The following is a 21590-nucleotide window of genomic DNA, read 5'->3' as shown; positions in this document are numbered from 1 at the left end:
CTCGGTGATCGGCGCGCGCGTCAGCGCGGCCACGCTCTCTTCTCGAAGGTCCAGTCCTTGCCGTCGACGGTCACCCACACCTGGGCGCCGTTCATGACGCCGACGACGCAGTACAGGTTCGCGGACCCGCCGGCCTGCAGGTACGCAGACTGGGTGGAGAAGTTGCTGTTCGTCCCGCCGAAGTTGTTCCAGCACCTGAAGTTGTAGGTCCCGGACGGGAAGTCGGCGTTGGCGTGGACCTGCACGCGGGTGCACTTGTTCGTGCTGCAGCCGCTGACCTTGTACACGATCCCGGAGTCGCTGGTCCAGACCTTCGGCTGCGGCGGCGCGTCGGTGGAGCCGGAGGCCCGGCCGCCGTTCGTGGTGCCCGCGCCGTTCGTGGCCGACGTGGTCACGGTGTACGACTTGCTGTAGCCGCCGGACACCGCGATCCTCCCGGTGCCCTCCCCGCTCCGGTTCTCCGACCCCGACAGGGACCACTTCACGGTGCCCTTGTCGCCGTTCCAGCTGTTGGGCGCGGTCACGGTGAAGTAGCCGTCGGTGGCCGACGTCTTGGTCCACGTCACGTTGGGCGCACCCGGCTTGCTGTACGTCTTGACGCCGTTCGACGCCGCGCTCTTGCCCGATGTCCCGCCCGCGTTCGTCGCCGTCACGGTGAACGTCGAGGTGGCGCCGTCGGGCAGGCCCGTGAACGTCGCGCTGGTGCCCGAGACGGTGAGCGACCCCCCGGCGGACGCCGTCACCGTGTAGCTGCTCACGGGCGCCCCGTTGGCGTCCGCGGCGTTCCAGCGCACGACGGCGTCGCCCGCGGCGTCCCGCGCCGTGACGCCCGTGGGCGCCTCCGGCCGGCCGAACGGCGTGACGGCGTTGGACGCCGGGCTGGGCTTGCCCGGCCCCGCCTTGTTCTCGGCGACCACGGTGAACGAGTACGAGGCCTCGTTGTTCAGGCCCGTCGCGTCCCACGACGTGCCCGTGACCTCGACGACCGTGCCGTCCTTGACGTTGGTGACGTAGTACTTCTTGATGGCGTCACCGTTGGCGTTCGGCGCGTCCCAGGTGACCCTGATCCGCCCGCCGAGCGGGTCGTCGATGCGCGTGGCACGCGGGGCCGCGGGCGCGGCCGGCGGGCCGGCGGGGGTCTCGGGCGCGGACGCCTCGCCCCACTCGGACGGGTCCGGTGCGGCGTTCACGGCCTGCAGCGCGACGGTGTAGGCGGTGCCGTTCGTCAGGCCCTCCCACTCGAACGTCTGCCCCGTGACACAGGAGACCTGGGCGACCCCGCTCGCGGGCGGCGGCGAGATCATCAGGTTCACGCACTCGATCGGCGAGCGGTCGGTGTACGTCGCGTTCACCCAGGTCACCTTGAGGGACTTGTCCCCGAAGGCGAGCGTCGGCGCGGCCGGCGGGTTCGGCTTCTCGTCCGGCCGGGCCTCGGCGGAGGCCACGGAGGACTTCGACTCCCCGACGGCGTTCGTCGCGGTGACGGTGAACGTGTAGGTCACGTTGTTGGTGAGCCCGTCGAGGGTGCACGTGGTGGTCGTGCACTCGAACGTGTCGCCCATCGACGAGGTCACCGTGTACCCGGTGATCTCGGCGCCGTTGTTGAGCGGCGGCGTCCAGGACAGCACGACCGTCTTGGACCGCACCTCCTCGACCACCGGCTTGGCCGGTGCCTCGGGGACCCCGAGCACGTTGACGTTGATCCGGCCCTCGACCTGGCGGTCCACGTCCTGCGTGGCGTCCTGGAGGCGGTACACGGCGACCAGCGTGCCGACGAAGCTCTGCTCCGGGGTGATCACGACCGAGTCGCCCTCGATGACGGCGTCGCCGACGCCGGTCTCCACGCTGATGCCGACGAGCTCGAGGCCCTTCGGGTCGAACGGGTCGACGTCGTTGGCCAGCACCGGCACGGACACCGGCTTGCCCTGGTGCGCGTCCGGGACGGTGTCCGGGTTCGCCTTGGCGAGCGGACGGGTCGACGCGACGACGGTCACCCGCAGCACGCCGTCCACGGCCGGGTTCTCGCCGTCGCTCACCGTGTAGGCGAGGTCGAACCCGGTGCCCTTGACGACGTCGGGTGAGGCCTGCAGGGTCACGACTCCGCCTGACTGCCCGAGCGTCAGCCCCTCGGGCGCGGCGCCCATGGAGAAGGTCAGCGGGTCGTCGTCGACGTCCGTCGCGAACCGCGACAGGTCGACCGTGCTCTCCTCGCCCGCCGCGACGCTCGCCGTCGGCGTGCCGGGGGTGGGCGGCAGGTTCTCGGGCGGCAGCACGGTGATCGGCACCTGCACGGTGACGACCCGCTGTGCCGCGTCCTTCTTCTCCCCGAGGCCGTCGGTGACCTGGACGCTCACGGCGGCCGGGCCGACGTAGTCGGGCGTGGACGTGTACACGAGGTGCTGCGCGTCGCGGACCACGACGCTGCCGGCGACGGCGCGGGCGCTGCCCGCGTCGGCGATGGCGACCTTGCCGCCCTCGGCGACGGTGACGGCGTTGCGCAGGTCGACCGTGAGCGGCTCGCCCGAGATCACCTCGAGCGGCACGAAGCTGGACTTGAGCAGCGGGGGCGGGCCGAGCAGCTCGTCCTCTTCCTCCTCCGGCTGCTCCGCCTGCGGCGTCTCGAGCTTCTTGGACGCCGGCACCTGGAGGAACGCCTTGCCCACCAGCCCGTCGACGTCGGTGACCGTGTACGTGAGGATCTGGCGCGCGTCCGTCAGGCGCACCTTCACCTCGCCCTCGTCGCCGACGGTGGCCGTGCTGCCCTCGACCTCGACCGTGAGCTCGGTCGCGGCGCCGTCCGGGTCCTCGTCGTTGCGCAGCACCGGCACGGTCAGGCTCGTCATCTGGGGCGTGACCTCGGCCGGCGCGACGATGTCGTCGCGCGCGATCGGCGGCAGCAGCGGTGCGTCGGCCGAGACCTCCAGGGTCACGGTGCCCGTGGCGCGGGCCGCCCACACGTCCTCGATGCCGTAGTAGAAGCTCGAGGTCCCCTCGTCGGAGGGGGTCTGGAGCACGATCCGGTCCTCGACGACCTCCGGGTCCAGCGGCTTCGTCGCCTCGATGGCGCCGGGAACCAGCCCGATCTGGTCGCCGTCGGCGTCGGAGTCGTTGCGCAGCGCAGGCACGGAGACCATGCGGTCCGGGCGCGCGGTGACGATGTCGTCCGCCGCCACCGGCGGGTGGTTCTCCGCGCTCGGCGGGGAGATGCCGATGCGCACCGTCCCCGTCGCGGTCTCGCCACGGGAGTCGACCACCGCGTACTTCAGGGTGTCCTGCCCGGTCGCGCCGGCGGTCGACCGGAAGTCGATGTACTGCCCCTCGGCGATCTCCGCGATGCCCTTCACGGGCGGCTGCACGATGTTGACGAGCTGGACGGAGTCGCCGTCCGGGTCGATGCCGTCGAGCGGCACCTGGACGCGCACCTTGCCGCCGGAGAGCACGCGGGCCTGGACGTCGCCCGGCATCGGTGCCCGGTTCTTCTCCCCGTCGCGGACGTGGATCGTGACCTGGGCGGAGTCCTCCTGCCCGTTCGGGTCCTGGACCTTGTAGATCGCGTAGGCGGTGGTCGCCTCGGCACCCGCCCGGAAGCGCAGCCGCCCCTCGGAGACGAACAGGTCGCCCTGACCCGCCTCGACCGTCTGCTCGAGCTCGTCGTCGAGCGTGAGCTCCAGGCCGTCCGGGTGGGAGTCGTTCGCCAGCACGGGGATGTTCACGTAGTCGCCGGCGTGCACCACGACCTCGTCGGCGACGGCGTTCGGCGGCCGCAGCCGGTCCGGCGCCGGGACGGGCAGGACGCGGACCTCGCCGGTCGCCGTGTCGTCGCCGTTCGAGACGGTGTACGTCAGGGTGACGGGCTCGGCGAGCCGCCGGGTCTCGGTGATGCGGAGCATCTGGTGCCCGAGCGTCGCCACGGTCACGCCCGCGTCGTCCGGCACGTCCACCGACTGCACGACGAGCACGCCGCCCGCCGGGTCGGAGTCGTTGGCGAGCACGTCCACCAGGACGGAGCCGCCCGCCGGCAGCAGCGCCGTGTCCGAGACCGCCACCGGCGGCCCCTTCGCGTCGTCCGGGTCGACGACGTCCACCCGCACGACGCCGGTCGTGGCGCTGGGACCGTCGGTGACGCGGTACAGCACGTCGTACGACCGGGCCTCGGTCGCCACGAACGTGAAGGTGCCGGCCTCGACGTTCTCGGTGATCTCCGCCGGCTTGGCCTCGCTCACGTCGGCGAGACGCAGCTCGTCGCCGTTCGGGTCCGAGTCGTTCTTCAGGGGCTTGACGGTCACCGGCTCGCCGGCGGTCACGACGACGTGGTCGCCGACGGCGATCGGCGCCTCCTGGGTGTCGCCGACGACGTCGACCCACAGGGTGCCCTCGGTGGTCGCGCGGCCGTCGCTCACCGTCAGCGTCACCTTCTTGCGCCCGGTGGCCGTGCCCTCGTCGCGGAACTCGATGCGACCGTCGGGGGTGGCGCGGACCTCGTCGCCCTTGGACGTGGAGGTGGCCGTCGCCAGGTAGAGGTCGTCACCCTCGGGGTCGCGGAAGAACGGGAGCACCCGGATCTCCGCGCTGCGGCCCAGGCCCACCTTCAGCACCGGCTCGCCCGTCGCCTCGGGGCCGGAGTTCTCCGCCCACGGGACGACGCGCACGTCGACGGTCGCGTCGTCCTCGCCGCCGCGCCCGTCGGTCACCGTGTAGCCGAAGGTGACCTTGCCCGTGGCGTCGTCCGGCACGACGGCCTGCAGCGCACGGCCGCCGACCACGCTCTGGATCGCCATCTCGGTCGGGGCGTCGTCGCCCAGCTCGGCCGTGATGACGTCGCCGTCCGGGTCCAGGTCGTTGGCGAGCACGTCCAGCACCGTCGAGCGGCCCGCACGCACGCCGAAGGAGTCGTCCTTGGCCTCCGGCGGGTCCTGCTTCTCGCGGTCCACGACCGTCTGGTCGACGAGCTCGGGGGTGTCGTCGTCGGCGTTCTCGTCCTCGCCGTCACCCTCGGCGGGGAGCTGGACGTCCCAGTCGTCGACCTTCTCGTACTCGTCGAGCGCCATCCAGACCGTGCCCGCCGACAGGTCGTTGAGCACGACGGCGTCCCGGTTGGTGCGGTACTCGAGCTGGGTGCGGTCGTCGATGCCCTCGAGCACCCGGTCGACGTCGCGGTCGGTGCCCTCGCAGTCGCGCACGATCTGGCCAGACGTCGACCAGGCGCCGTACAGGCAGCCGCCGAGCTGGACCGGCGCGGCAGGCACGCCGGTCGCGCGCCGCGAGACCTGGGCGCCGCCGTCGAGCGGCTGGCGCACCAGCGCGCTGCCCGTCGCGTACGCGACCATGGCCGAGTCCTGGCCCGGATGCTGCAGGCGCGCGCCCTGCGCGTCGGCCACGTCGACGACGTCGCCGCCGGGCAGGCGCATCTCGCCGCTGCTGCGGTCGAGGATCACCAGGTCGTCGCCGACGGTCGTCAGCACGACGTCGTCGCCCTCGTCGAGAAGCTCCAGCGTGGCGTGCTCGGGCTTCTCGCCCGGGCGCACCGTCCACAGCATGTCGGTGCTCGGCACCACCGCGTAGACCGTGCCCTCCTGCGACGTCACGACCTGCGCCTCGTCGCCGAGCTCGAGCGTGGGTTCGTCCTTCTCGACGTCGAGGCCGGGGAGCAGCTCCACGCTGCGCACCCACAGGAAGCCGGACTCGTCGTCGAGCACCGCCACCCGGCCACCGCCCAGGGAGAGCTCCGCACCGGCCGGCACGGACGTGCCCGAGGAGAACTTCAGCCGCGCCACGTCGACGAGGTTCGCGGTGCTCGTCCCGTCGTCCGCGACGAGCACCTGGCTCGCCTGCTGGTCGACGTCGAAGTCGGCGCTGCCCGCGAGCAGCGTGCCGTCCAGCGCCTTGGCCTCGGTGTTGAACCGGCCGACCAGCGCCGCGGAGGACTTGGTGACCCACACCCCGGAGTCGTCGAGGTCGGCGTCGGCCGTCGCCTCGCCGTCGTAGAGCACGGCCGCGGCCACCAGACCGAGGGACAGCGACAGCACGACCGTCGTCGAGACAGCCGTACGACGGTCGCGTCGCAGGCGCGAGAGCAGGCCCAATGGTCCCCCAGTAGTGTTCGCGACCGGCAGCCGGGCTGCTCCTCGCCCGACGTCAACGGCGCGGTCGCAGGGCACAGGATAGCCAGAATTCCCTCTGGCAGGGGAGACGTTCACACCAGGGGGGCATGGGGAGAGGTCCCCATGCCCCCCGGTGAGCCCCCTGGTCGGGCCCTCACCAGGTGATGCGGTTGGTGGTCCCGATGCTCGTCCTGATGTAGGCCTGGTTGCCGGGCTGGCCGTAGTAGCACCAGGCCTCGAGCTCACCGAGGTTGCCGTTCGCGTCGGTCCGCGCCGCGCTGCCGTTGTGCATGTTGGTCTGCGTGTAGTTCGAGAACTGCCCGTCCTGGTCGTGGCACGTGTACGTGAACGAGGTGTTCGGCGGCGCGTCCCGGATCGTGAGCGTCAGCCACTTGCACGACGAGTGGCTGCACCCCGACTCCCCGTTGGCACTGCTGCCCTTGCCCACCGTGAACACCGGCTGCGGCCGGGCGGCCGAGGTACCCGACGCGCACCGCTGCGCCGACTGGCCCTCGCTGTCGGTGGCGGTGACGCAGATCTGCTTCGTGTCCGAGTAGCCCGCGGACACGGCCTGCCCGCCGCTGCTCGCGGCGCTGCTGCTGATCGCACCCGACACCTTGACGGTGATCGGACGCCCGTTGGTGCTGGTCGACCAGGAGAACGTCACTTTCTGGTCCTGTCCGCTCGCCGCGCTGACGCTCGGCGCCGGCACCGGGCCGAACGGCGTCACCGCGTTCGACCAGGCCGTCCAGTCGGAGCAGCCCGCGGCGTTGCACGCCTGCACGTGGAACCGGTACGCCGTCCCGTTCGACAGGCCTCCGTAGGTCGCCGAGGTCGCCGTGGTGGTGGTCGAACCGCCCCGGTCGGTGGCGACGGTGTACGTCACCGGGTTGCCGTTGTCGTCCGCAGCCCCCCACGAGACGTTCGCCGCGCCGCTCATGCCCTTGCCGACGCTCGCCGACGGCGCACCCGGCACGGTCGGCTTGCCGTACGGGGTCACCGCGGCGGACTGCGGGCTCGTGCCGCCCTTCCCGGCCTTGTTCTCCGCCGTTACCGCGTAGGTGTAGGACGACTTCGTGTCGAGGCCCTCGAGGTCGAGCGAGGCGGTCGTCGTCGTCAGCGTCCGGGACCTGGTCCCGTTGACGAACTCGTCGACGTCGTACGTCTTGACCGCGTCGCCGTTGTCCGCGGGCGGAGCCCACTCGACGTGCACCTGGCCGCCCAGGGCGGACTCGACGCGCGTCGCGCTGGGCGCGGCGGGCGCGTCCGGCGGGCCGGCCGGGATCTCGCTCGTCGACCAGGCGCCCCACTCGGACGGGTCGGGCGCACGGTTGGTCGCCTGGATCCGGACCTTGTAGGCCGTGCCGTTGGTCAGGCCCTCCCACACGATCCGCTGGTCCGTGACACCTGCCTTGAGGGACTCGCCGTTCACCGGGGTGGGCGAGATCTCGAGGTCCACCGACTCGATCGCGGACCGGTCGGTGTACGTCGCGTTCTTCCAGGTGACCGTGAGCTGGCCGTCGCCGAACGTCAGCGTCGGGGCCGCGGGCGGCTCCGGCTTCTCGTCCGGGCGTGCCTCGGCCGACGCCGGCGAGGCCTTCGAGTCACCGACGACGTTCGTGGCCTGCACCGTGAACGTGTAGGTCACGTCGTTGGTGAGCCCTTCGAGGGTGCACGTCGTGGTCGCGCACTCGAACGTGTCCCCCATCGACGAGGTCACGGTATAGCCCGTGATCTCGGCGCCGTTGTTCTGCGGCGGTGTCCAGGACAGCACGACCGTCTGGGAGCGCACCTCCTCGACCGCCGGCGTCGCCGGGGCCTCGGGCGCGCCCAGCACGTTGATCGTCACCCGGCCCTCGACCTCGCGGTCGGGGTCCTGGGTGGCGTCCTGCACCGTGTAGCGCACCACCATCGTGCCGACGAAGTCGTCCTTCGGGGTGACGACGACCTGGTCGCCGTCCACGACCGTGCCGCCCCGCCCCGTCTCGATGATCGGCTGCCCCACGATCTTCAGCGGAGCGCGGTCGGCGAACGGGTTGGAGTCGTTGGCCAGCACCGGCACGGAGACGGCCTCGCCCTGGTGGGCGCCGTCGACCCGGTCGTCCACGGCGCGGGCCAGCGGCCGCGTGGAGGCGACGACCTCGACGCTGACCTCGCCGTCGACCGGGGCGTGCTCGTCGTCGGTGACCGTGTAGGGCACGCGCAGGACCGTGCCCTGGGGCACGTCCGGCTGGGCCTCGAACGTCACGCGGGAGCCCGCGAGCGTCGCGCCGAGCCCGCCGGGGAGCGTCCCGAGCTCGAACCGCAGGTCGTCCTCGTCGGGGTCCGTGGCGAAGCGGCCCAGGTCGACGGTGTTCTCCTCGCCGGCCGCGACCTGGCCCGAGGGGCTGCCCGGCGTGGGCGGCAGGTTCTCCGGCGGCAGCACGGTGATCGGCAGCGTGAGCAGCGCGACCGCGCCCTCGGGGTCGTCGACGGAGGTGCCGTCCGTGACCTCGAAGGTGACGGCGGCGGGGCCGTCGTAGTCCGCCCGCGGGGTGTAGGTCATCGTCGTGGTGCCGGTGACCTCCACCCTCCCCTCGGTCGCGCTGACCTGGTCCTCGGTGGTCAGGCGCGGGGTGCGGCCCTCCACCACGAGCACGTGGTCGGTGATGTCGATGTCGAGCGACTCGCCCGCCAGCACCTCGAGCGGCGCCTGGCCGGGCTTGAGGATCGGCTCGGCCGACTCCATGCCGGGCACGACGACGAACGCCTTGGCCGCGAGCCCGTCCTGGTCGGTGACCGTGTAGGTCAGCACCTGGCGGGACGGGGCCAGGGTGACGGTGAGCTCGCCGTCCGGCGTCACCGTGGCCGCGTCGCCCGCCACCGTGACGGCGAGGTCGTCGGCGGCGCCGTCCGGGTCCTCGTCGTTGTCGAGCACGGGCACCGTGACCGTCGTCGCGCCGAGGATGTCGGCCACGGGGACGGAGTCGTCCCGCGCGACCGGCGGGAGCAGGGGCGCGTCCTCCGCGACGGTGACGCTCACCGACCCCGACGCACGGGCGGCGTAGGTGTCCTCGATCGCGTAGAAGAACGTGGTGGTGCCGTCGTCGCCCGGCGTCTGCACCACGATGCGGTCCTGCGACACCGAGGCGTCCAGGTCGTCGCCGCCCTCGATCGCCCCGGCGACGAGGCCGATCGTGTCCCCGTCGGGGTCCGAGTCGTTCGCGAGCGCGGGCACCGCGACGCGGCGGTCGGGGCGCACCGTGACCTCGTCGTCGCCGGTCACGGGCGGCTGGTTCGTCGCCGGCGGGCGGGCGATGCCGACCCGCACCAGGCCGGTGGCGACCTCGCCGCGGGCGTCCTGCACCGTGTAGCGGAAGGAGTCCGCCCCTCGCGCGTTCTTGCCCGCCTCGTAGTCGACGAAGCCGTCGACCACCTCGGCGCGGCCCTTGGCCGGTCCCGTCGCCAGGCCGGTGAGCTGCACCGAGTCGCCGTCCGGGTCGATGCCGTCCAGCGGGATCGGGATGCGCGCGGTCGCGCCGGACAGGACGCGGGCGTCGACGTCGTGCGGCACCGGGGCCGAGTTCTCCTTGCCGCCGCGGACGTGGATCGTGACCTGGGCGGAGTCCTCCTGCCCGTTCGGGTCCTGCACCCGGTAGATCGCGTACGCCGTGCCGGGCTCCGCGCCCGCCCGGAAGCGCAGCCTGCCCTCCGAGACGAAGAGGTCGCCCTGGGCAGGGTCGACGGTCTGCTCGAGCTCGTCGTCCACCGAGAGCTCGAGGCCGTCAGGGTGGGTGTCGTTCGCCAGCACGTCGATGTTCACGATGTCGCCCACGCGCACCGTCACCTCGTCGGCGGCGGCGTTCGGCGGCTGCAGCCGGTCCGGCGGGGGCACGGGGAGCACGCGGACCTCCCCGGTGGAGTTCTCCGTGCCGTTCGACACCGTGTACCGCAAGGTCACCGCCTCGGCGATGCGGCGCGTCTCCGTGATCCGCAGCATCTGGTGGCCCAGCACCGCGACGCTCACCCCGGCGTCGTCCGGCACCTCGACGGACTGCACCACGAGCACCCCGCCCGCGGGGTCGGTGTCGTTGGCGAGCACGTCCACGAGCGTCGACCCGCCCGCGGGCAGCAGCGCGGTGTCGGCGACGACGACCGGGGCGCCGGCGGCGGAGTCCTCGTCCTGCACGTCGACGCGCACCACGCCCGTCGTCGTGCCGGGCCCGTCCGTGACCTGGTAGAGCACGTCGTAGGAGCCCGCCTCGTGCGCCAGGAACGTGAACGTCCCCGCGTCGTAGTTGCGGACGATCTCGGCCGGGGAGGCGTCGTTGACCTTCGACAGCCGCAGGTCGTCGCCGTTCGGGTCCGTGTCGTTCTTCAGCGGCTCGACCGTGACGGGCTGGCCGGCGGTCACGGTGACGTGGTCGCCCACGGCGACCGGCGGCTCCTGGTCGCCCACCACGTACACCTTGAGGGTGCCCTCGACCACCTCGCCGAGGCCGTCCCCGACGGTCAGCGTCACCTTCTTGAGCCCCGTGGACGACCCGCCGTCGCGGAACTCCACCGTCCCGTCCGGGTAGGCGCGCGCCTCGTCGCCCTGCACCGTCGGGGACGCCGTGGCCAGGTAGAGGTCGTCGCCGTCCGGGTCCCGGAAATACGGCAGCACCTTGATCCGCGCGCTCTTGCCCTGCTCCACCCGCAGCACCGGGTCGCCCGTCTGCTCGGGCTTCTCGTTGCTGGTGGGCGCCACGACCTTCAGGGTCACCGTGCCCTCGTCGTGGTTGTCGAAGCCGTCCGTCACGTCGTAGGTGAACCGCACGGTGCCCGACGCGTCGGCGGGCACGACCGCCTGCAGCGCCCGGCCGTCCAGCACGCGCTCGACGCGGAGGTCGTCCGGCTGGTCGCCCGCGAGCGTCACGGTCATGACGTCGCCGTCCGGGTCCATGTCGTTGGACAGCACGTCGAGCAACGTCGCGCGGCCAGGTCGTACGCCGAACGAGTCGTCGGCCGCCTTCGGCGGGTCCTGCTTGTCCCGGTCCACGACCGTGTTGTCGACGAGCTCCGGCTTCGCGTCCTCCGCGTCCTCGTCGTCGCCCTCGGCCTGCTCCGGGAGCTTGATGTCCCAGTCGTCGACCTTCTCGTACTCGTCGAGCGCCATCCACAGCGTCCCGGCCGTGAGGTCGTTGAGCACGACGGCGTCGCGGTTGGTGCGGTACTCCAGCCGGGTCGACTGGTCGATGCCCTCGAGCACCCGGTCGACGTCACGGTCCGTGCCCTCGCAGTCGCGCACGATCTGGCCCGACGTCGACCACGCACCGTACAGGCACCCACCGAGCTGCACCGGCGCGGCCGGCGACCCCGACGCCTGCCGCGACGTGGCCGCCCCGCCCTCGATCGGCTGGCGCACCAGTGCCTCGGACGTCGCGTACGCCACCGTGTCGGAACGCTCCCCGGGCTGCTGCAGCCTGGCGCTCTGCGCGTCCGCGACGCGCACCACGTCGCCGCCCGGCAGCCGCAGCTCGCCGCTCGTGCGGTTCAGGACCACCACGTCGTCGCCCACCGTGGTGAGCACGACGTCGTCCTCGGCCGCGAGCATGTCGAGCCCGGTGGTGTCCGGGTCCGCTCCCGGCGCGACCGTGTACATCGTCCGGCGCGACGGGACGACGGCGAACACCGTGCCCTGCGGGGACACGACCACCGTGCCGGCGCCGTGGAGCTCCACCGTCGGGTCGACCTCGTCGGTGTCGAGGAGGGGCAGACGGTCGACCGTCGTGACCCACAGCGAGCCCGACTCGTCGTCGAGCACCGCGGCACGGCCACCGCCGGCCGCCACCGTCGCCCCCGCGGGCACCTTCGTCGTGGCGAGGAACTTGGACCGCGCGACGTCCACCACGCTCGCCTGGCTGTTCCCGTCGTCCAGGACGAGCACCTGGCCGGCCTGCTGGGCGACGTCGAACGCCGAGCTCCCCGCCAGCAACGTCGCGTCGAGCGCCTTCGCCTCCGTGTTGAACCGCCCCACGAGGCCCGCCGACTGCTTGGTGACCCACACCCCGGAGTCGTCGAGGTCCACGTCCGCGGTGGCCTCGCCGTCGTACAGCACGGCGGCCAGCGCCACCGCTGCCGACAACGAGAGCACGACCGACGTCGAGACGGCCGAGCGGCGGTTCGTACGCAGGCGCGAGAGCAGGCGCAAGGAGGTCTCCCGGAGGACGGCGACCGGCGTCCCGGCCGTGCCCGGCAGGCGACGGCGGTGCGGCCGCCACACACCCTAGCCAGATTTCACCCGCTCCAGGGGCGGCTTCGCCGCCCGGACATGGGGAGATGTCCCCATGCCCGGGCAGGACCGGCGCCGGTGCGCTCGGGCGGACGTCACCAGGTCGAGGCCCCGTACCTCTTGCCGTCGATCACCACGGCCACGCTCGTGCCCGGGTAGCCGTAGTAGCAGTCGAGCTGGAACGAGGTGTCACCCCCGAAGGACTTGTTGAACCCCGGCCCACCGGGGCTGGTCCACACCTTGCCCCCCGACATGATGATGTTGTGCCAGCCGTACTCCGTCGAGGCGGGGTTGTTGGCCGACCAGCACTCCACCCGGTGGCTGCCGCTCGGGAAGTTCTTCACCGTGACCCGGAAGTAGTTGCAGTTGCCCGACTGGCAGCCGTCCTGCACGCCCGTGGCGCCGCCACGGCTCACCGTCGCCGTCGGCGTCGGCGTCGTCCCGGACCCGCTGCGCCACGCGCCGCAGCCGGCGGCGTTGCACGCGCGGGCCTGCAGCGTGAACGTGGTGCCCGACGCCTTCTTCGTGGTGATCGTGAACGGCGTGGAGCTCTTGCTGCCGCTGCCGCTGTCGCCGGCGGTGAACCTCCACTCGATGCGCTGGACGGCCCGACCCCCGTTCGACGACGGCGCGGTGACCTTGAACTGCCCCTGGTCGGCGCTCGTGCGCGTCCACGCGACCCCGGGCGCGCTGGGGGTCGTGTACGGGGTGACCTTGCCCGACGGGCCCGCCCACGCGGAGCACCCGGCCTGGTTGCACGCGCGGACCTGGAACGTGTACCCGGTGCCGTTGCTCAGCCCCGTGTAGACCATGGAGGTGCTCGTGGTCGTCTTGGTCCCGGCGTTGTTGGCCTGCACCTGGTAGGTGACCGGGTTGCCGTTGGGGTCGGCGGCGCCCCAGCTGACCGTGGCCCGGCCGCTGGTGTTCGACCCGAGCTTCGCCGTCGGCGTGCCGGGACTCCCGGGCTTGCCGAACGGCGTGACCTCGTTCGACGCGGGGCTGGTGTCGCCCTTGCCCGCCTTGTTCTCCGCCGTGACCCGGTAGGTGTACGTGGACTTGGTGTCCAGGCCCTCGAGGTCGAGCGACGTCTGCGCCGTCTCGAGCGTCCGGGACCTGTTCCCGTTGACGTACTCGTCGACGTGATAGGTGGCCACGGCGTCGCCGTTGTCCACGGGCGCCTTCCACTCGACGTGGATCTGGCCGCCCAGCTCGGTGTCCACCCGCGCCGCACTCGGCGCCGCCGGCGCGTCCGGCGGGCCGGCCGGGATCTCGCTCGTCGACCAGGCGCCCCAGTCCGACGGGTCCGGGGCGAGGTTGATCGCCCGGATCCGCACCTTGTAGGCGGTGCCGTTGGTCAGGCCCTCCCACTCGATGCGCTGGCCAGTGACGCCCGCCTTGAGTGACTCCCCGTTGGCGGGAGCCGGCGAGATCTCGAGGTCGACCGACTGGATCGCGGACCGGTCGGAGTACACCGCGTTCTTCCACGTCACGGTGAGCGAGGAGTCCCCGAAGGCGAGGGTCGGCGCAGCCGGCGGGTCCGGCTTCTCGTCCGGGCGCGCCTCGGGCGACGCCGGAGACGCCTTGGAGTCCCCGACGACGTTCGTGGCCTGCACCGTGAACGTGTACGTCACGTCGTTCGTCAGGCCGTCCAGCGTGCAGGTGGTGGTCGCGCACCCGACGACGTCGCCCTGGCTGGAGGTCACCGTGTACCCGGTGATCTCGGCGCCGTTGTTCTGCGGCGGCGTCCAGGACAGCACGACCGTCTCGGAGCGCACCTCCTCCACCACCGGCCTGGCAGGGGCCTCGGGCACGCCGAGCACGTTCACGGTGATACGGCCCTCGACCTGCCGGTCCGGGTCCTGCGTGGCGTCCTGCACCGTGTAGCGCACCACCATCGTGCCGACGAAGTCACCCTTCGGTGTGACGACGACCTGGTCGCCGTCCGAGACCGCGCTGCCGACGCCGGTCTCCACGATCGGCTCGCCCACGACGGTCAGCGGCTCGCGCTCGGCGAACGGGTTGGAGTCGTTGGCCAGCACCGGCACGGCGACCGCCTTGCCCTGGTGGGCGTCGTCCACGACGTCGTCCACCGCGCGCGCCAGCGGCCGCGTCGAGGCCACGACCTCGACGGCGAGCGTTCCGTCGACCGGCGCGTGCTCGTCGTCGGTGACGGTGTACGGAACCGTGAGCGCGGTGCCCTTCGGGACGTCCGGCGACGCCTCGAGGGTCACCGTCGACCCGGAGAGCGTGGCGCCCACGCCGCCCGGCAGGGCGCCCAGCTCGAAGCGCAGGGCGTCGTCGTCCGGGTCCCGCGCGAAGCGGCCCAGGTCGACCGAGCTCTCCTCGCCGGCCGCGACCTCGGCCGACGGCTTGCCCGGCGTGGGCGGCAGGTTCTCCGGCGGCAGCACCGTGATCGGCAGCGTGAGCACGGCGACGTTCCCCTCGGGGTCGTCGACGGAGGTGCCGTCCGTGACCTCGAACGTCACGCCTGCGGGCCCCTCGTAGCCGGTCCGCGCCGTGTAGGTCATGGTCGTGGCGTCCGTGACCTCGACGTCGCCCTCGAGCGCCGTCACCTGGTCCGTCGTCGTGAGGCGCGGCGTGCGGCCCTCCACCACGAGCACGTGGTCGGTGATGTCGATGTCGATCGACTCGCCCGCCAGCACCTCGAGCGGCGCCTGGCCGGGCTTGAGGATCGGCTCGGCCGACTCCACGCCGGGCACGACCACGAAGGCCTTCGCGCTCTGGCCGTCCATGTCCGTGACCGTGTAGGTGATGACCTGGCGGGACCGGGTGAGGGTCACCGCCAGCTCGCCGTCCGACGTCACCGTCGCCGTGGTCGCGGACGCACCCTCGACGGCCACCTCGAGGTCGTCGGCGGCGCCGTCCGGGTCCTCGTCGTTGTCCAGCACGGGCACCGTGACCGTCGTCGCGCCGAGGATGTCGGCCACGGGGACGGAGTCGTCCCGCGCGATCGGCGGCAGCAGCGGGGCGTCGGCGGACACGGTCACGCTCACCGCGGCCGACGCCCGCGCACCGTAGGTGTCCTCGATCGCGTAGAAGAACGTGGAGGTCCCCTCGTCGCCCGGCGTCTGCACGACGATCCGGTCCTGGTCGACCTCCGCGTCGATGTCGCCGTCGCCGTCGTCCAGCCCTTCGAGCGCGCCCGCCACCAGGCCCACCCGGTCGCCGTCGGGGTCGGTGTCGTTCGCCAGCGCACGCACCGCGACGCGGCGGTCGGGGCGCACGGTCACCTCGTCGTCGGCCGCGACCGGGGACTGGTTCGTCGCAGGCGGCTGGGCGATGCCCACCCGCACGAGGCCCGTGGCGACCTCGCCGCGGGCGTCCTGCACCGTGTAGCGGAAGGAGTCGGCACCGCTGGCGTTCTTGCCCGCCTCGTAGTCGACGAAGCCGTCGACCACCTCGGCGCGGCCCTTCGCCGGTCCCGTCGCCAGGCCGGTGAGCTGCACCGAGTCGCCGTCCGGGTCGATGCCGTCCAGCGGCACCGGGATGCGGACCGTGCCCCCGGACAGGACGCGGGCATCGACGTCGAGGGGCACCGGGGCGGAGTTCTCCTTGCCGCCGCGGACGTGGATCGTGACCTGGGCCGAGTCCTCCTGCCCGTTCGGGTCGCGCACCGTGTAGATCGCGTACGCCGTGCCGGGCTCCGCGCCGGCCCGGAAGCGCAGCCGGCCCTCCGAGGCGAAGAGCTCGCCCTGCCCCTCGTCGACGGTCTGCTCGAGCTCGTCGTCCAGCGTCAGCTCGAGGCCGTCGGGGTGGGAGTCGTTGTCGAGCACGTCGATGTTGACGTAGTCGCCGGCACGCACCGTCACCTCGTCGGCCGCGGCGTTCGGCGGCTGCAACCGGTCGGGCGCGGGCACCGGGAGCACCCGCACCTGGCCCGTCGCGGTCTCGTTGCCGTTCGAGACGGTGTACTCGAGCGTCACGGCGTCGGAGATCCGTCGCGTCTCGGTGATCCGCAGCATCTGGTGGCCCAGCACCGCGACGCTCACCCCGGCGTCGTCCGGCACGTCCACCGACTGGACCACGAGCACCCCGCCCGCGGGGTCGGTGTCGTTGGCGAGCACGTCGACCAGCGTCGACCCGCCCGCGGGCAGCAGCGCGGTGTCGGCGACGACGATCGGCGCGCCGGCAGCCTCGTCGGCGTCCTGGACGTCGACGCGCACCACGCCCGTCGTCGTGCCGGGCCCGTCCGTGACCTGGTAGAGCACGTCGTAGGAGCCCGCCTCGTGCGCCAGGAACGTGAACGTCCCCGCGTCGAGGTTCCGGGTGATCTCGGCGGGCGAGGCGTCGTTGACCTTCGACAGCCGCAGGTCGTCGCCGTTCGGGTCCGTGTCGTTCTTCAGCGGCTCGACCGTCACCGGCTGCCCCGCGGTGGCCACCACGTGGTCGCCGACGGCGACCGGCGGCTCCGGCGTGTCGGCGAAGACGTCGACCCACAGGGTGCCCTCGACCACCTCGCCGAGGCCGTCCCCGACGGTGAGCGACACCTTCTTGCGGCCCGTGGCCGACCCTCCGTCGCGGAACTCCACCGTGCCGTCCGGGTAGGCGCGCACCTCGTCGCCCTGGACGGTCGCGGCGGCGGTCGCGAGGTAGACGTCGTCCCCGTCCGGGTCCAGGAAGTACGGCAGCACCTTGATGCTGGCGCTCTTGCCCTGCTCCACCCGCAGCACCGGGGTGCCGGACTGCTCGGGTGCCGCGTTCTCCTCCCACGGGACGACGGTCACCTCCACCGACCCCTGGTCCGTGCCCCCGCGGCCGTCGCTCACCTCGTAGGCGAAGGTGGCGCTGCCGCTCGCGTCCTCGGAGGTGACCGCCTGGAGCGCCTTGCCGCCCAGGACCCGCTGCACGTCGAACGCGTCCGGCGACTCGCCCTCGAGCGCCGCGGTCATGACGTCCCCGTCCTGGTCCGTGTCGTTGGACAGCACGTCCAGCACCGTCGCACGGCCGGGCCGCACGCCGTAGCGGTCGTCGACCGCCTCCGGCGGGTCCTGCTTCTCGCGGTCGAGCACGGTCTGGTCGACGAGCTCGGGCTCCGCGTCCTCCGCGTCCTCGTCGTCGCCCTTCTCCTGCTCGGGGAGCTTGATGTCCCAGTCGTCGACCTTCTCGTAGTCGTCGAGGGCCATCCACAGGATCCCGGACGTCAGGTCGTTGAGGACCACCGCGTCCCGGTTGGTCCGGTACTCGAGCTGCGTGCTCTGGTCGACGCCCTCGAGCACCCGGTCGACGTCACGGTCCGTGCCCTCGCAGTCGCGCACGATCTGGCCGGTCGTCGACCAGGCCCCGTACAGGCACCCGCCGAGCTGTACCGGAGCCGCGGCAGACCCCGACGCCTTGCGCGTCGTGGCCGCGCCGCCGTCGAGCGGCTGGCGCACCAGGGCGGCCGCCGTCGCGTACGCCACCGTGTCCGAGGACTCGCCCGGCTGCTGCAGCCGCGCGCCCTGCGCACCGGAGACGGGGACGACGTCGCCGCCCGGCAGCCGCAGCTCACCGTCCGTGCGGTCCAGGACCACCACGTCGTCGCCCACGGTCGTGAGCTCGACCTCGTCGCCCTCGTCGAGCAGCCCGAGCTCCGTCGTCACGGGCTCCGTGCCGGGCTCGACGGTCCAGAGCAGGTCACGCGCCGGGACGACGACGAACGTCGTGCCGCCCTGCGACACCACGACCTGTGCCGCCCCGTCCAGGTCGGCCGCCGGGTCGGTCTCCTCGGTGTCGAGCGTCGCCAGGCGCTCGGTCGACGTGACCCACAACGAGCCCGACTCGTCGTCGACGACGGCGACCCTGCCGCCGCCCATCGAGACCTCGGCGCCCGCGGGCAGCCGGGTCGTGGAGCGGAACTTGAGCCGGGCGACGTCCACGACGTTGGCCGCGCTGCTCCCGGTGTCCGCCACGAGCACCTGGCTCGCCTGCTGGTCGACGTCGAAGTCGGCGCTGCCCGCGAGCAGCGTGCCGTCCAGCGCCTTGGCCTCCGTGTTGAACCGGCCGACCATGCCCGCGGACTCCTTGGTGACCCACACCCCGGAGTCGTCGAGGTCCACGTCCGCGGTGGCCTCGCCGTCGTACAGCACGGCCGCGAGCACCACCCCAGCCGACAACGAGAGCACGACCGACGTCGAGACGGCCGTGCGACGGTCTGTACGCAGGCGCGTGAACAGGCCCAAGAGATCCCCCGGTGCGGTGGTCGGCGTCGACCCCCCGGCACTGACGGCGCCCGCCGCCGGAGGGCGGAGGAGGGTCGGGTCGTCTGCCAGGGTGCCAGACTCGCCCGCCCCGGGCAACGGTGGAACCACAGTTCGGGCGGAGCCCGCCGCGCGCCGCCCGCCGGGATCAGCGGGCCAGGCGCTCCACCACGGCCCCGTACACCCGGGGCAGGCGGGCCGCCGCGGGCACCACGGCGCGCCGCAGGGGGGACGTCGCGGCCGCGACCAGGCCGCCGGTGAGCAGCCGGTAGTCCCGGGTCAGGTGCGTCCAGGCGCGCTCGTACGCCCTCGCGTCGTCCAGGTGGACGACGGCGGCCCGCGCCTGCGCGAGCCCGACGCGCAGGCCCTCCCCCGTCAGGGCGTCGACATACCCCGAGGCGTCGCCGACGAGCCGCACCCGGCCCGCCGTGCGCGCCGTCGTGACCCGGCGGAGCGGGCCCGCGCCACGGACCGGGCCGTCCGGGGCGGCGCCCGCCAGCCGCGTCGCGAGCTCCGGCAGCGTCGCGAGCTCGGCGTCGAAGTCCGCCCCTGGCGGGCCCAGCAGCGCCACCCCCACCAGGTCCGGCGCCACCGGGGTCACGTACGCCTCGACCCGCGGCCCCCAGTGCACCTCGACGAGGTCGGACCACGGCGCCGCACAGTAGTGCCGGCGCATTCCGAACCGCCGCCCCCGGCCGGGACGCGGCGGGGCGTCGAGGCCGACGTCCCGCCGCACGCGCGAGTGGAGGCCGTCGCACGCCAGCAGCCAGCGTGCCCGCAGCCCGCCCGCCGTCACGCCGCCCGCGTCCTGGTCGACGGCGTCCGCCCGCCGGGCCAGGACCGTCGCCCCGGCGTCGAGGGCCGCCGCGTGCAGCGCGGCGTGCAGGCGGGTGCGCCGCACCCCGCGCCCCGGCCCGGACACGAACCGGTGGTCGGCCGTGCGCCCGTCCTGCCGGTAGGAGATCCCGGCCAGCGGCCATCCCTCGGGGTCGGCGCCGAGCCGGCGCACCGCGGCGAGCGTGCCCGGCATGAGCCCCTCGCCGCACGCCTTGTCGACCGGCGCCGACCGCGGCTCCAGGACGACGACGTCGAGACCCGCGCGCCGCGCCTCGATCGCGGCGGCCAGACCCACGGGACCGCCGCCGACGACGAGGACGTCGGCGTCGGTCATCAGCGGTCGCCGGTCCCCGCGCGGCCACCGGGGTGCGCGTCGGCGAGGCGCAGCGCACGCTCCTCGGCGGGGATGCGGAAGCCGAGCAGCAGCCACGCGTTGAGCACCGTGAAGGCGAGCGCCGTGACCCACGCCGAGTGCACGAGCGGCAGCGCGAACCCCTCGACCACCACCGCCACGTAGTTGGGGTGCGGGATCCAGCGGTACGGGCCCCGGCGCACCAGCGCCAGCCCGGGCACGACGATCACCCGGGTGTTCCACCGCCGGCCGAGGGTCGCGATGCACCACCACCGCAACGCCTGGCTCCCGAGCACGAGCGCCAGCATCGGCCACCCGAGCCACGCCAGGAACGGCCGGTCCGCGACCAGCACCTCGACGACGCACGCGACCAGCAGGCCGGAGTGCAGCGCCACCATGGGCCCGAAGTGCCCGCGCCCGGACTCCACAGCGCCGCGGGCGAACGACCAGCGGGCGTTGCGGGCCGAGACCACCAGCTCCGCCAGCCGCTCGACGCCCGTCGCCAGCACGAGCGCGACGTACAGCGCCACGCTCATGCCGGATCCCCCGCCGTCGCCGGGTCCGGTGCAGCGCCCCGGGTGTTCCCTGGCACAGGCGCCGGTACCGGCTCGGGCCCGCCGCGCAGGAGCGCCAGCTCGACGCCCACGCCCGGGCCGAACGCCATGAGCACCGCCCACCCGCCGGGCGGAGGGTCGCCGTCGGCCAGCGTCGCGGCCAGCACGTGCAGCACGGACGACGACGAGAGGTTTCCCTGCGCGGCGAGCGTCGCGCGCGTCCGCGCCAGCGCTGGCTCGTCCAGCCCGAGCGCGTCGCGGACGGCGTCCACGATCTTGGGCCCGCCGGCGTGCACCACCCAGGTGCCGACGTCGTCCGGACCCAGGTCGTGGGCGGCGAGCAGGTCCTTGACGTCCCCCGCGAGGTGCGCGCGCAGGAGCTGCGGCAGCTCGGGCGAGAGCACGATGGCGAACCCGCTGTCCCGCACGTCCCAGCCCAGGTGCTGCGCCGTGCCCGGGTACAGGCGGCTGCGCGAGCCCACGACCTGCGGCACCCGGCTGCCCGGTGGCGCGGCGACGTCGTCCCCCGCCACCACGACCGCGGTCGCGCCGTCGCCGAACAGACCGGACGACACGAGGTTCGCCGTCGAGGAGTCGTCCCGCTGGAACGTCAGCGAGCACAGCTCGACCGACACCAGCAGCGCGACCTGGTCCGGGTGGCCCACCAGGTGCTCGTGCAGGTGCGCCAGCCCGGCCGCGCCGCCCGCGCACCCGAGCCCGAACGACGGCAGGCGCCGCACGTCGGCGCGCAGGCCAAGGCGGTCCGTCAGGGTGGCGTCCAGCGACGGCGCCCCCACCCCCGTCACCGACGTGAAGAAGACGAGGTCCACGTCCAGCGGTGCGACCCCGGCGTCCGCGAGCGCCCGGCGGCACGCCCGCTCGGCGAGCGCCGCCCCCTCGCGGGCGAAGTCGGCGTTGGCGGCGCCGAACCCGGAGCGGCCCCGGTAGGCGCCGAGCGGGAGCACGAGGTGGCGGGTGCGCACCCCCGACGCCGCGTGCAGACGGCGGGTCAGGGCGCGACGCGGCCCGTCCGGGGCGAGCAGCGGGGCGATGACGTCGGCGATCCGGTCCTGGGGGTGCGCCGGCCCCGGCAGCACGGGGGCGACGGCGAGGACACGAGACATGCTCCGCATCGTGGCACCCCGCGACCGATCCCGCCCGGCCACCCACCGACCCCAGCCCTGCCGCCAGTCCTGCCGCCAGTCCTGCCGCGGCCGTGCTCGACGGCGACGGCGTGGCGCGGGGGCCAGGCGTGGGTGGCGGGGTGGGGCGGCGGCCGGGCGGCTAGGTTGCGGA

General features: G+C 73.5%; 6 protein-coding genes. All 6 read right to left on the bottom strand.

The window, feature by feature from the left end:
• Positions 1-20 precede the first annotated feature (20 nt).
• Positions 21-6026 (bottom strand): Ig-like domain-containing protein, encoded by a 6006-nt coding sequence (locus LEP48_RS17145; protein WP_225566793.1) that lies wholly within the window; start codon positions 6024-6026, stop codon positions 21-23.
• A gap of 229 nt (positions 6027-6255) precedes the next feature.
• Positions 6256-12273: an Ig-like domain-containing protein gene (locus tag LEP48_RS17140; RefSeq protein ID WP_225566792.1), complete on the bottom strand. Its 6018-nt coding sequence runs from the start codon at positions 12271-12273 to the stop codon at positions 6256-6258.
• Between the two features lie 176 nt (positions 12274-12449).
• Positions 12450-18476, bottom strand: a complete 6027-nt coding sequence (locus tag LEP48_RS17135; RefSeq protein ID WP_225566791.1) for an Ig-like domain-containing protein — start codon at positions 18474-18476, stop codon at positions 12450-12452.
• A 223-nt stretch (positions 18477-18699) separates the two neighbouring features.
• Positions 18700-19722, bottom strand: coding sequence for an NAD(P)/FAD-dependent oxidoreductase (locus tag LEP48_RS17130; protein ID WP_225566790.1), 1023 nt, complete (start codon positions 19720-19722; stop codon positions 18700-18702).
• Positions 19722-20276, bottom strand: a complete 555-nt coding sequence (locus LEP48_RS17125) for an isoprenylcysteine carboxyl methyltransferase family protein (protein ID WP_225566789.1) — start codon at positions 20274-20276, stop codon at positions 19722-19724. Before LEP48_RS17125 ends, LEP48_RS17130 begins: the two co-directional genes overlap by 1 nt.
• Positions 20273-21418: a type III polyketide synthase gene (locus tag LEP48_RS17120; RefSeq protein ID WP_225566788.1), complete on the bottom strand. Its 1146-nt coding sequence runs from the start codon at positions 21416-21418 to the stop codon at positions 20273-20275. The genes LEP48_RS17125 and LEP48_RS17120 overlap by 4 nt, the downstream gene beginning before the upstream one ends.
• Positions 21419-21590 lie beyond the last annotated feature (172 nt).

It is taken from the genome of Isoptericola luteus, assembly GCF_020297055.1.
In the GTDB taxonomy this organism is placed as follows: Bacteria; Actinomycetota; Actinomycetes; order Actinomycetales; family Cellulomonadaceae; genus Isoptericola; species Isoptericola luteus.
Note: the sequence above shows the minus strand (reverse complement) of the source record. Positions and strands in the feature narration are given on the sequence as shown.